Annotated in this window: 10 protein-coding genes; all 10 read right to left on the bottom strand. The window is 67.6% G+C overall.

Annotation, left to right across the window (positions count from 1 at the left end):
- Nucleotides 1-14: 14 nt before the first annotated feature.
- The 10 genes from AC4BEG_RS11595 to AC4BEG_RS11640 all read right to left on the bottom strand — a co-directional run bounded on the left by AC4BEG_RS11595 (nucleotide 15) and on the right by AC4BEG_RS11640 (nucleotide 12,861).
- Entirely contained in the window at nucleotides 15-1,034 is a 1,020-nt protein-coding gene (locus AC4BEG_RS11595; RefSeq protein ID WP_490705800.1) for an ABC transporter permease, read from the bottom strand.
- Nucleotides 1,027-1,950, bottom strand: coding sequence for an ABC transporter permease (locus AC4BEG_RS11600; RefSeq protein WP_490705801.1), 924 nt, complete (start codon nucleotides 1,948-1,950; stop codon nucleotides 1,027-1,029). Before AC4BEG_RS11600 ends, AC4BEG_RS11595 begins: the two co-directional genes overlap by 8 nt.
- A gap of 2 nt (nucleotides 1,951-1,952) precedes the next feature.
- Nucleotides 1,953-3,602: a peptide ABC transporter substrate-binding protein gene (locus AC4BEG_RS11605; protein WP_490705802.1), complete on the bottom strand. Its 1,650-nt coding sequence runs from the start codon at nucleotides 3,600-3,602 to the stop codon at nucleotides 1,953-1,955.
- Between the two features lie 203 nt (nucleotides 3,603-3,805).
- Complete coding sequence (locus AC4BEG_RS11610; RefSeq protein ID WP_490705803.1) at nucleotides 3,806-4,969, bottom strand: ABC transporter ATP-binding protein; 1,164 nt, start codon at nucleotides 4,967-4,969, stop codon at nucleotides 3,806-3,808.
- Nucleotides 4,962-6,020 carry an ABC transporter ATP-binding protein gene (locus AC4BEG_RS11615; RefSeq protein ID WP_490705804.1) on the bottom strand — a complete coding sequence of 353 codons (1,059 nt, stop codon included), beginning with the start codon at nucleotides 6,018-6,020 and terminating at the stop codon, nucleotides 4,962-4,964. Before AC4BEG_RS11615 ends, AC4BEG_RS11610 begins: the two co-directional genes overlap by 8 nt.
- A gap of 11 nt (nucleotides 6,021-6,031) precedes the next feature.
- A complete protein-coding gene (locus tag AC4BEG_RS11620) occupies nucleotides 6,032-7,003 on the bottom strand; it encodes an ABC transporter permease (RefSeq protein WP_490705805.1) in 972 nt (323 codons plus the stop codon).
- Complete coding sequence (locus AC4BEG_RS11625) at nucleotides 6,996-7,922, bottom strand: ABC transporter permease (RefSeq protein WP_490707062.1); 927 nt, start codon at nucleotides 7,920-7,922, stop codon at nucleotides 6,996-6,998. Before AC4BEG_RS11625 ends, AC4BEG_RS11620 begins: the two co-directional genes overlap by 8 nt.
- Before the next feature lie 152 nt (nucleotides 7,923-8,074).
- Nucleotides 8,075-9,721, bottom strand: a complete 1,647-nt coding sequence (locus AC4BEG_RS11630) for a peptide ABC transporter substrate-binding protein (RefSeq protein WP_490705806.1) — start codon at nucleotides 9,719-9,721, stop codon at nucleotides 8,075-8,077.
- 471 nt (nucleotides 9,722-10,192) lie between these two features.
- Nucleotides 10,193-12,088 (bottom strand): translational GTPase TypA, encoded by a 1,896-nt coding sequence (gene typA / locus AC4BEG_RS11635; protein ID WP_490705807.1) that lies wholly within the window; start codon nucleotides 12,086-12,088, stop codon nucleotides 10,193-10,195.
- Between the two features lie 152 nt (nucleotides 12,089-12,240).
- Nucleotides 12,241-12,861 carry a hypothetical protein gene (locus AC4BEG_RS11640; protein WP_490705808.1) on the bottom strand — a complete coding sequence of 207 codons (621 nt, stop codon included), beginning with the start codon at nucleotides 12,859-12,861 and terminating at the stop codon, nucleotides 12,241-12,243.
- Between the last annotated feature and the right edge of the window lie 19 nt (nucleotides 12,862-12,880).

Consider the following 12,880-nt stretch of genomic DNA (forward strand, 5'->3'; position numbering starts at 1 on the left):
TCGGCTCGGCGCGCTCAGCGCAGCTTGGGGTCCAGGGCGTCGCGCACGGCGTCGCCGAGCATGATGAAGGCGAGCACGGTGACGCTGAGCGCGCCCGCGGGCCACAGCAGCATGTGCGGGGCGTTGCGGATCTGGGAGGAGGCGGAGGAGATGTCGATCCCCCAGGAGACGGTGGGCGGTTTGAGTCCCACGCCGAGGAAGGACAGCGTCGCCTCCAGGGCGATGTAGGTGCCCAGGGCGATGGTCGCCACCACGATCACCGGGGCGACCGCGTTGGGCGCGATATGGCGCAGCAGGGTCCGTCCGCTGCTCGCCCCCAGGGCCCGCGCCGCCTGTACGTAGTCGTGCTGTTTGACGGTGACCACCGAGCCGCGGGCGATCCGGGAGATCTGCGGCCAGCCCAGCAGCACGATGAAGCCGACCACCGGCCAGACCGAGCCGCTGGTGACGACGGACAGGAAGACCAGTCCGCCCAGCAGGATCGGGATGCCGAAGAAGACATCGGCGAGCCGGGAGAGCAGCGCGTCCCACCAGCCGCCGAAGAATCCGGCGAGCCCGCCCAGCACACTGCCGAGCAGGGCGGCCCCGGCGGTGGCGCAGATACCGACGGTGATGGAGGCGCGGGCGCCGTAGACGGTGCGGGTGTAGACGTCGCGGCCCTGGAGGTCGTAGCCGAAGGGGTGGCCGGGCGCCGGGCCCTCCTGGGCCTTGGACAGATCCCCCTGGTAGGGATTGCCGTCGGCGATCAGCTGCGGCCAGATGGCGATGGTGACGAGGAAGAGGATCACCAGCGCGGAGACGATGAAGACCGGGTTGCGGCGCAGATCGTGCCAGGCGTCCGACCACAGCCCGCGGCTGCCGGGCAGGCCGCCGCCGGTGCGGAAGGGGCGGCGCCAGGGCAGCCCGCGCGGTGTCCGCGGGGGGCCGCCGCCCTGGAGGGTGTCGGCGCCGGAGGCGGCCACCGGCCCGCCGCCGCCCCCGGCCGGCGCGAGCGCCTCGGTCATGTCGAGCTGCGTCTCAAAGGGCTCAGGCATAGCGGATCCTCGGGTCGAGCACGGCGTAGAGGAGGTCGACAAAGAGGTTGGCGAGCAGGAAGACGATCACCAGGATGGTGACGAAGCCGACCACGGTCGGTGAGTTCTGGCGCAGGATGCCCTGGTAGAGCTGGTAGCCCACACCGTGGATGTTGAAGATCCGCTCGGTGACGATGGCCCCGCCCATCAGCGCGCCGATGTCGATGCCGAGGAAGGTCACCACCGGGATCAGCGAGTTGCGCAGCAGATGGCGGGTGACGATCCGGTGCCGTGGCAACCCCTTGGCAACGGCGGTCCGCACGTAGTCGGCGCGGGCGTTCTCCACCACGGAGGTGCGGGTGAGCCGGGTGGTGTACGCGAGCGAGACCAGCCCCAGCACCACACCGGGCAGCAGCAGTTGGGTGAACGGCGCCTCCGGCGAGACCGACGGCGGGGCCAGCCCCCACCGCACCCCGACCAGATACTGGAGCACGGTGCCGCTGACGAAGGTCGGGATGGCGACCACGACCAGGGTGAGCAGCAGGACCGAGGTGTCCAGGCCCCGGCCGCGGCGCAGTCCGCTGAGGACGCCGAGGGTGACGCCGAGCGCCATCTCGAAGACGACGGCCACCACGGTCAGCCGCAAGGTGACCGGAAAGGCCCCGGCCATCAGCTCGGTGACCGGCTGTCCGTTGAAGGCGGTGCCGAAGTTCCCGCTGAACACCTGCCCCATGTAGTGGACGTACTGGCTCCACAGCGGCTCGTCGAGGTAGAGGTCCTTGCGGATACGGGCGGCGGTGGCCGGGTCGGGGGCCTTGTCGCCGAAGAGCGCGGCCACCGGGTCGCCGAGCGCGTAGACCATGAAGAAGATCAGGAAGGTACTGCCGATGAACACCGGGATCATCTGCAACAGCCGCCGGAGCACATAGCGGCCCATGGTCAGCTGACCTTGATCTGGTGGTAGACCGGGACGCTGAACTGGTTGAGGGCCACCTCGCTCAGCCGCTCCGAGTAGCCCGCGCTGCCGTTCTGGTACCACAGCGGGATGGCGGGCATCTGCTCGGCGAGGATCTTCTCCGCGTCCTGGAAGGAGCTGATCGCCGCGCCCGTGGCGGAGGCGGCGTTGGCCTGGTTGACCAGCTTGTCGAAGGCGGTGTCGCTCCAGTGGCCGTCATTGGAGGAGGCACCGGTGTAGTACAGGGGCTGGAGGAAGTTCTGGATCAGCGGGTAGTCCATCTGCCAGCCCGCGCGGAACGGCCCGGTCATCTGCTTCCCGGCCATCTTGTTGCGGTAGTCCGCGAAGGTGCCGACCGGCTTGCCGACACACGCCCGGTCGCTGTGGAGCGTGTTGTTGACACTGTTGCAGATCGCGTCGATCCAGTCCTTGTGCGAGCCGGTGTCCGCGTTGTACGTGATGGTCATCCGGCCGCCGGGCAGCCCGCCCGCCGCCTCGATCAGCTTGCGGGCGCGCTTCGGGTCGTAGGTGCAGGCGTCACCGCACAGCCCCGGCCGGTAGCCGCCCTCGCGCCGCAGCACCGGTGAGGTCCAGTCGGTGGCGGGGGTACGGGTGTTGCGGAAGATCCGTTCGGTGATCTGCTTCCGGTTGATGGCCATCGAGATGCCACGGCGCAGCTTCGCCTTGGCGGGGCCGCGCCAGGCGCTGTCGTACATCGGGAAGGTGAGGGTCTGGATGATCCCGGCGGGCTGGTTGATGTAGCGGTCGCCGAGGTCGTTGCGGACGAACTTCAGCGCTTGCGCCGGGACATCGTCCACCAGGTCGAGATTGCCCGCCTGGAGATCGGTGTAGGCGGTGTTGGAGTCGGTGTAGACCCGCAGGTCGACGCCCTTGTTCCGGGCTTTGTCGGGGCCGGAGTAGCCGTCCCAGGCGCGCAGCTTCATCACCGCGCCCTTGGTGTAGGACGCCACCTTGTACGGGCCGTTGCCGACGGGACGCTTCAGCCAGGCGGCGTGGTGGGTGAAGAACGCCCGGGGCAGCGGTACATAGGCGTTGTAGCCGAGCGTCTTCGGCCAGGTGGAGAACTTCTGGGTGAGCCGGACGGTGAAGGTGCGGTCGTCCTTGACCCGCAGTCCGGAGAGTGTTTTCGCGGTCGGGGAGCCGGCTGCGGGGTGGACCTTGTCGTACCCCTCGATGTACTCGAAGAAGTAGGCGTTGCGCTGCTTGTTGTCGAGCAGGGCGCCGTAGTTCCACGCGTCCACGAAGGACCGGGCGGTCACCTTCTCGCCGTTGGCGAAGCGCCGGCCGGCCTTGATGGTGACGGTGTAGTTGCGCTGGTCGGAGGTAGTGATCCGGTCCGCGAGCGCGTCCTTGGCCGCACCGGTCCCCGGGTCGTACGTCTTGAGCCCGCGGAAGATCATATCCAGCACCTTGCCGCCCTGGACCTCATTGGTGTTCGCCGGTTCCAGGGGATTGGGCGGGTCGCCCCAGGAGGAGCGGACGATTCCCGAGCCGGAGCCGCTGTCCCCGCCGCCGCAGCCCGTGGCGGTCAGCGCGACCACTCCCACGAGAGCCGTCGCACATCCGGCGGCCAGCGTGCGACGGGTACGCCTGCGGTGCGATGCGGTGCGCATGGCGCCTCCCGAGGATCCGGTCCAAGATCCGCCTTAGGCCCCTATGACATCCCGGGGCCGGACGGCCCGCACCTCCACCGCGGCTGTCCGTGGCACCGCCCGGGAACCGGCGGGGCGGGGACGTCTTCCGGACGACGCAACGAGGGCGCCCGGACCGTGTCGATACGGTCCGGGCGCCCTCGTGCGATGTCGCTCAGCGCGGATCAGGCGTGCACGACGTCCTTCTCCTCCGCGAAGTGGCACGCCGACTCGTGGGCGGCCGGGGTGTCAGTGCCCGCGAACCGCTCCGGGACGGCGAGCAGCGGCACCTCCTTGGCGCACTTGTCCTCCGCCTTCCAGCAGCGGGTGCGGAAGCGGCAGCCAGAGGGCGGGTTGGCCGGCGAGGGCACATCGCCCGCGAGGATGATCCGCTCCCGGCCCTCGCGCGACTCCGGGTCCGGGACCGGGACCGCCGACAGCAGCGCCTGGGTGTAGGGGTGCGTCGGGTGGTCGTAGATCTCGGTGTCGCTGCCGATCTCGGCCATCTTGCCCAGGTACATCACACCGACCCGGTCGGAGATGTGCCGGACGATGGACAGGTCGTGCGCGATGAAGACGTAGGACAGGTTGAACTCGTCCTGGAGCTTCTCCATCAGGTTGATCACCTGCGCCTGCACCGAGACGTCCAGCGCCGAGACCGGCTCGTCGCAGATGATGATCTCGGGGTTGAGCGCGAGACCGCGCGCGATCCCGATGCGCTGCCGCTGACCGCCGGAGAACTGGTGCGGATAGCGGTTGATGTACTCCGGGTTGAGGCCCACGACGTCCAGCAGTTCCTGGACCCGGCGCCGCCGGTCGCCCTTGGGCGCGACCTCCGGGTGGATCTCGTACGGCTCACCGATGATGTCACCCACCGTCATCCGGGGGTTGAGCGAGGTGTACGGGTCCTGGAAGACCATCTGGATGTTGCGCCGGACGGCCCGCAGCGCACGGCCGGACAGCCTGGTGATGTCCTGGCCCTTGTAGAAGACCTCACCGGCGGTGGCGGTCTCCAGGGTCATCAGCAGCTTGGCGACGGTGGACTTGCCACAGCCGGACTCGCCCACGATGCCCAGGGTCTCGCCCTGGTAGAGGTCGAAGGAGATCCCGTCGACCGCCTTGACCGCACCGATCTGCCGCTTGAACAGGATGCCCTGGGTCAGCGGGAAGTGCTTGACCAGATTGCGCACCTGGAGGATCGGCTCACCGCGCTCGACGGGCGCCTCGATGGCCTCCACGGCCGCCTCTTCGGTGGCCGCGTCGACCGTGTCCACCTCCGTGACATTGGGGGTGGCGTCCTGGACGTCGTCGGACCGGTCCGCGGCCGCGTTCTTCTTGATGTCAGCCATGGATGGTCTCCTTCCAGAAGTGGCACGCGCTGCCGCGCCCCGGCAGTTCCGTGCCGTCCTGCTCGGTGACCGGGTCCAGCGTCGGGATCTCGGTGGTGCAGATGTCCTGCGCCTTGGGGCAGCGCGGGTTGAAGGCACAGCCCGAGGGGATCTTGAGCAGATTGGGCGGCAGACCCTTGATCGCGTAGAGCTCCTGGCCCTTGCGGTCCAGCCGCGGGATGGATTCCAGCAGACCCCGGGTGTAGGGGTGGGCCGGGCGCTTGTAGAGCTCGTGCACCGGCGCGGTCTCCACGATCCGGCCCGCGTACATCACCGCGATCTTGTCGGCGACGTCCGCCACCACACCCAGGTCATGGGTGATGAGGATCAGGCCCATGTTGTACTCGCGCTGGAGCTCGGCGAGCAGATCCATCACCTGGGCCTGGACGGTGACGTCCAGGGCGGTGGTGGGCTCGTCGGCGATGATCAGGTCCGGCTCCAGGGCCAGCGCCATGGCGATCATGATGCGCTGGCGCATACCGCCGGAGAACTGGTGCGGATAGTCGTTCACCCGCTCCTTCGCCGCCGGGATACGGACCCGGTCCATCAGCTCGATGGCCTTGGCCTTGGCCTCCTTCTTGGACAGCCCCTGGTGGACGCGGAACATCTCGCCCAGCTGGTAGCCCACGGAGAGCACCGGGTTGAGCGCCGAGAGCGCGTCCTGGAAGATCATGGCGATCTTCCGGCCGCGGATCTTACGGCGCTCCTCGTTGGACATGGTGAGCATGTCCTCGCCGCGGTACAGGATCTGACCCTGCGGAATCTTCCCCGGCGGCATGTCGAGGATGCCCATGATGGCCTGGGCGGTCACCGACTTGCCGGAACCGGACTCGCCGAGCACGGCGAGCGTCTCACCGGCGCGGACGCTGTAGTTGACGCCATTGACGGCCTTGGCCAGGCCCTCCCGGGTGTGGAACTCCACATGCAGATCGCGGACTTCCAGCAGCGGGGTGCTGTCGTCACCCTCGCCCGTGCGGGCGGTGGCGCTCGTGGTCTTCTCGATGGTGGTCACGTACGCCCTCCTCAGCGCAGCTTGGGGTCGAGGGCGTCGCGCACCGCGTCGCCGAGCGTGATGAATGCGAACACGGTCAGGCTCAGCATCCCCGCCGGGAACAGCATCACGTGCGGGTTGTCACGGATGGCGTCCTTGGCCGACGAGATGTCGATGCCCCACGAGATCGTCGGGTCGGACAGACCAAGACCCAGGTACGACAGCGTGGCCTCGGCGGAGATGTAGGCGCCGAGCGAGATGGTCGCGACCACGATGGTGGGCGCGAGCGCGTTGGGCAGGACGTGCCGGAACAGGATCCGGCTGGTGCCCGCGCCGAGCGCGCGCGCCGCGGTGACGTAGTCCGCCTGCTTGGCCGTGATCACCGAACTGCGCATCACCCGGGCGATGGTGGTCCAGCCCAGGAAGGCCAGTGCCGCGATCACCACATACACCTTGCGCTCGGTGAACGCGTTCAGCACGACCATCGAGCCGAGCAGGAACGGCAGACCGAAGAAGACGTCGACGATACGGGAGACGATCGCGTCGAGCCAGCCGCCGAAGTATCCGGCCAGCATGCCCACCAGACCGCCGAAGAGGGTGACCATGGCTGTCACACCGACCCCGACCAGGATCGAGGCGCGGGTGCCGTAGATGACCCGGGCGTAGATGGAGCGGCCCTGCACGTCGTAGCCGAACCAGTCGGCCTGGAAGAAGTGCGTCAGCTCCGGCTTGGTCAGGAAGTGGTTGGTCAGATCGCCGTCCCGCGGGTCGGCCCCTGTGAAGAGACCGGGGAACGCCGCGATGGTCAGCAGCACGACGAGCAGCACCGCGGAGACCCAGAACAGCGGCCGGTGGCGCAGCTCGTACCAGGCGTCGCCCCACAGCGAGCGGGGCTTGCCGGGTCCGGAGTCCTTCTTCGAGAGGCCCGTGCCGACCGCCGCCGCGTCGGCGTGGGAAGCGGGGGCACCGAGAGAGAGTCCCGTGCCTGTCGTCGGCTCAGACATATCGAATCCTCGGGTCCAGGACCGCGTACAGCAGGTCGACGATCAGGTTGATCACCAGGATGACGAGGACCAGGATCGTCACCACACCGACGATCGTGGTGCCCTCCCGCTGTCCGAGCGCCTTGTACAGCAGGTTGCCGACGCCCTGGATGTTGAAGATGCCCTCGGTCACCACCGCGCCGCCGATGAGCGCGCCGATGTCGGTGCCGAGGAAGGTGATCACCGGGATGAGCGAGTTGCGCAGCAGGTGCACACCGACGATCCGGCGCCGCGGCAGGCCCTTGGCCAGCGCGGTGCGCATGTAGTCGGCGCGCAGGTTCTCCGCGAAGGTGGTCCGGGTCAACCGGGCCACGTACGCCAGCGAGAGCATCGCGAGTACAAAGCCCGGCAGCAGCAGCTGCTGGATGTCCTCCGAGTCCTGGACGTTGGGCGGCAGCCAGCCGAGTTCATCGGCGAAGATGAACCTGGCCAGATAGCCCATCACGAAGACCGGCATCGAGATGACGATCAGCGTGAAGATCAGCACGCCGGTGTCAACGGCCTTGCCCGCCTTGAGACCTGCCCAGGCGCCCAGCCCGATGCCGATGACCATCTCGATGGTGAGGGCCACCGCCGCGAGACGGAGGGTCACCGGGAAGGCCATGTTCATTTCCTCGGAGACCGGACGGCCGCCGAAGGTCTTGCCGAAGTCTCCCTGGAAGAGATCGGCCATGTAATCGATGTACTGCTTCCACAGGGGCTGGTCGAGCCCGAACTCATGGCGGAGTGCCGCGACCTGAGCGGGGTCAGCGGCCTTGTCTCCCCACATCGCCCGGATGGGATCACCCGGGAGGACGTGGACCATGAGGAAAATGATCAGAGTAGTCCCGATGAACACCGGGATCATCTGGAGCAGTCGCCTGGCGACGTAGCGCCCCATCATGCCTCCATGCCGTTGGGGGGCGGCGGAGGCCACGGCTCATCTGCTCCACGGGGGTGGGGGGAGAGGGTCGCGGGCCTCACGCCTGCGGGCCGGTGCCGCCGCGCTCCCCGGGGAGAGGATGCGGCGGCACCGGCCGGCGGTCCCGATGCTTACTTCTTCTTCACCTGGACGTTGGTGAAGATGGGGTCGCCGTCCTGACCGTAGGGAATCTTCCCCAGGATCTTGTTGGACTGGCCGCTGTTGACCTTGTAGAACCACAGCGGGATCGCCGGCATGTCCTTGGCGAGAACCTGCTCCGCCTGCTGGTAGAGCTTCACGGTCTCGTCGAGGGTCGCGGCCTTGTCGGCCTTGTTGGCGAGCTTGTCGAACTCCTTGTTGTCGTAACCGCTGGTGTTACCGGCGGCCTTGGAGCCGTACAAGTCCCTCATGAAGTTGGAGTTGACCGGGTAGTCGAGCACCCAGCCACCGCGGTACATCGACTTGACCTGGTGCTTGTCACGCGCGTTCAGGTCGGCCTGGAAGTCGGGCTTGGAGTCGCCGACGCAGTCGACACCGACGGCCTTGCGGATGCTGTTGCAGACCGCGTCGACCCAGTCCTTGTGAGGCTGGTCGGCGTTGTACTGGATCGAGATCTTGTTCCCGGGAACGCCGCCACCCTCCTTGATGAGGGCCTTGGCCTTCTTCGGGTCGTAGGTGACCTGCTCCTTCAGCGCGCCGGCCTTGTAGCCGAGCACACCGCGGGCGACAAAGCTGTCGGCCGGGGTACGGGAGCCGTGCAGCACGGTCTTGGTGATGGTGGCACGGTCGATCGCCATCGACAGACCCTGGATGACCTTGGGGTCGATGTCCTTGAACTGATCGGTGTAGAAGGCCGGGACGATCGACTGGACGGCCGAGTACTCCTGGTCGATCGCGCGCTTGCCCAGGTCCGTCTTGTAGTTGGTCAGCGCATTGTTCGGAATCTGCTCGATCCAGTCGAGGTTGTTCGAGCGCAGGTCCGAGTAGGCGGCGTCGGCGGTGGTGTAGTTCTTGAAGTCGATGCCGCCGTTCTTGGCCTTGTTCGGACCCTTGTAGCCGTCGAACTTACGGACCTTGATCAGCTTCTTGTGGTCCCAGGAGACGAACTTGTAGGGGCCGTTGCCGACCGGCTTCTCGCCGTAGCCCTTGGGGTCCTTGAAGAAGCCGCTGGGCAGCGGCGACCACACGTCGTACCCGAGCTTGTAGGAGAAGTACGAGACCGAGCTGGTGAGTTCGACCTTGAACTCGTTATCATTGACGATCTTGAGGCCGGACATCTTGTCGGCCGTGGGCTTGCCCTTATCCGGGTGGACATCCCCGTAGCCCTTGATGTCCTGGAACCAGCTGGAGTTGGTCTGGTTGTTCTTGACGTTGGCCGACCAGTTCCACGCGTCCACGTAGGACTTGGCGGTCACGGTCTCGCCGTTGTGGAACTTCCAGCCCGGCTTGAGCTTGATGGTCCAGACGGAGGAGTCCTTGTTGGGCGTGACGGACTCGGCGTTGATGTACTCGAGCTTGCCGGTGCCCGGCTCGTAATCCACAAGCTGGGAGAAAATCGTCCTCAGGACACGACTGCCCTGGCTCTCCTTGGCGTTCGCCGGCTGCAGCGGGTTCTGCGGCTCGCTCAGCTGGGCGGACAGGATCCCGTTCGGGTCCGCCGTCCCCTTGTTCATGTCGTTGCTACCGCTGTCGCTGTCGTCGCCGCCACCACAGGCGGTTGCGGCCAGCGCCACAACCGCAGCCAGTGCGACCCACTTGGCGCTCTTGGCACCGCGCATGGGTTTGCCTCCTCAGGAGTCCTCTGTCACTACGAGAGGGGGCGTCCGGAAAGCACGCTGACACCCCTGACAGCGAAAGGGACCGGAAACCCCCCAGATGTGCTCGTAGGTCCGCGCTCCCCACAGCGTGTGACCCATTGACCCGAGCTCAATGGACCCCATGATTGAGCACGCTCGTCCCGTAAACCACACCCTCCGGGTCTCGCTTTGGTCACATCATCTACGCGCGGAGCTTCGAAATCCGGACAAAAGCGCCACTGACAGACACCCGCGAAACGGACTGTTAACCCATCATGCGGAGCCATCGTGTCGATATCCGGACGCTGCCCCCCGGATAATTTGTTGACTGACACCTTCCTGACATGCCGACAGCCCGGACCCCCCTCACGGAAGAGGGGGGTCCGGGCTGTCGGCGGGCTCACGGACGCGCACCCCAGCGCTCACGCTGGGTGACGGGCGCCCGCGTACGCGTCAGCGCTTGGCGCGGGAGGCGGCGCGCCCGCGCTCCTTCTGGTCCAGCACCAGCTTGCGGATGCGCACCGTCTCCGGGGTCACCTCGACGCATTCGTCGTCGCGGCAGAACTCCAGGGACTGCTCCAGCGAGAGCATCCGCGGCGGCACCAGGGACTCGGTCACATCCGCGGTGGAGGACCGCATGTTGGTGAGCTTCTTCTCCTTGGTGATGTTCACGTCCATGTCGTCGGTGCGGGAGTTCTCACCGACGATCATGCCCTCGTAGACCTCGGTGCCCGGCGAGACGAACAGCACGCCGCGCTCCTGGAGGTTGATCATCGCGAAGGCGGTCACCGCGCCCGAACGGTCGGCCACCAGCGAGCCGTTGTTCCGGGTCTTCAGCTCCCCGAACCACGGCTCATGGCCCTCGTGGATGGAGTGGGCGATGCCGGTGCCACGGGTCTGGGTCAGGAACTCGGTACGGAAGCCGATCAGACCGCGGGACGGCACGACGAACTCCATCCGCACCCAGCCGGAGCCGTGGTTGGACATGTTGTCCATCCGGCCCTTGCGGGTGCCCATCAGCTGGGTCACCGCACCCATGTGCTCCTCGGGCACATCGATGGTGATGCGCTCGACCGGCTCATGGACCTTGCCGTCGATCTCCCGGGTGACCACCTGGGGCTTGCCGACGGTCAGCTCGAAGCCCTCCCGGCGCATGGTCTCCACCAGGATCGCCAGCGCCAGCTCACCGCGGCCCTGCACCTCCCAGGCGTCCGGGCGGTCGGTGGGCAGCACCCGCAGCGAGACATTGCCGATCAGCTCACGGTCCAGCCGGTCCTTGACCAGCCGGGCGGTGACCTTGCGGTCCTTCACGGCCGACTTGTCGGCGCCCTTGCCGCCGGGGCCCCGGCCGACCAGCGGCGAGGTGTTGGTGCCGATGGTCATCGAGATCGCGGGCTCGTCGACGGTGATCAGCGGCAGCGCAATCGGGTTCTCCGGATCGGCCAGCGTCTCGCCGATCATGATCTCCGGGATGCCCGCGACGGCGCAGATGTCACCGGGGCCGGCCACCTCGGCGGGCTTGCGGGTGAGCGCCTCGGTCATCATCAGCTCGGTGATCCGGACGTTGGAGATCGAGCCGTCCCGCTTGATCCAGGCGACCGTCTGCCCCTTCTTCAGCTCGCCCTGCTCGACCCGGAGCAGCGCGATACGGCCGAGGAAGTTGTCCGCGTCCAGGTTGGTGACATGCGCCTGGAGCGGGGCGGCGGCGTCGTACTCGGGCGCGGGGACGGTCTCCAGCAGGGTGGTGAAGAACGGCTGGAGGTTGTCGCTGTCGGCCGGGACGGTCCCGTCCTCCGGCTTGTTCAGCGAGGCCACGCCGTCCCGGGCGCAGGCGTAGACGATCGGGAACTCGATCTGCTCCTCGGTGGCGTCCAGGTCCAGGAAGAGGTCGTAGGCCTCGTTGACCACGGCGTCGATCCGGGAGTCCGGACGGTCCGTCTTGTTGATGCACAGGATGACCGGCAGCTTGGCCTGGAGCGCCTTGCGCAGCACGAAGCGGGTCTGCGGCAGCGGGCCCTCGGAGGCGTCCACCAGCAGCACCACCGCGTCGACCATGGACAGCCCGCGCTCGACCTCACCACCGAAGTCGGCGTGGCCCGGGGTATCGATGATGTTGATGGTGACGGGGTCGCCGCCGTCCGCCGGGTGGTACTTCACGGCGGTGTTCTTGGCGAGAATGGTGATCCCCTTCTCGCGCTCCAGGTCGTTGGAGTCCATCACCCGGTCGTCCACCTGCTGGTGGGCGGCGAACGCGCCGGCCTGCTTGAGCATGGCGTCGACCAGGGTCGTCTTGCCGTGGTCGACGTGGGCGACGATGGCGACGTTACGAATGTCGTGACGCGTGGGCATACTTGCGGCGCTTCTCCCGGAGTCGTGGATGACGGCGCGTCCGGTCCGGTACGCCCGTCCGCCGGGCAGATCACGCCACGGCCTCTCCCCCATGGTACGGGGACGCCCCGGGAACGGGCGCCGCAGCCCGTCCCCGCAGCGTGATCCGGGTCTCAGACGACGGCGGGATCGCCCTTCCGGCAGCCCAGCCGGGCCGCCTCGGCCTCGGCCTCGTCACGGCCCGCCCGCGGGGCGGCTCCGCAGGTGACCATGATCTCCTGGGCGGACTGCCAGCTCACGGCATGACCCAGGCTCGCCGAGGAACTGTTCGCGCAGGTGTAGCGGAAATCGGCGTCGACCAGGTCGATCGCGCGGGCGGAGACATAGGTCCCGGACTTCTCGGCCGTGCGCGAGGCGTAGGCGCCCGGATCGTCGTGGGTGACCGCACCGGGTTTTTCGGCGCCCAGGGCCAGTCCGCCGGCGGGGCCCAGACGGCGTTCCAGGGAGCGCAGCACCTCCTCGACGGGCACCCCGGGGCCCTCGGCGTGGACGGAGACGCGGTAGCGGGCGTACTCGGTCAGTTTCCTGGTGCTGACCAGCTGTCCCTTGGTGTAGCGGCGCTTCCTCAGATCGGTCACCACCGGCCGCTGGGAGACGTTCAGCCAGGTGTAGGAGGGGCGGTCACAGCTCTTCCCTAAAGCCGACGCCGTCTCGGCCCCACCACCGGAGGTGCATCCGGCCGCCGTCGCGGCGATCACGGCCATGGCGATCGCCGTGCGCAGTGCGCGCTTCATCTTCCGTTCCCCGATTCCC

It is taken from the genome of Streptomyces sp. JLBJ103, assembly GCF_058215575.1.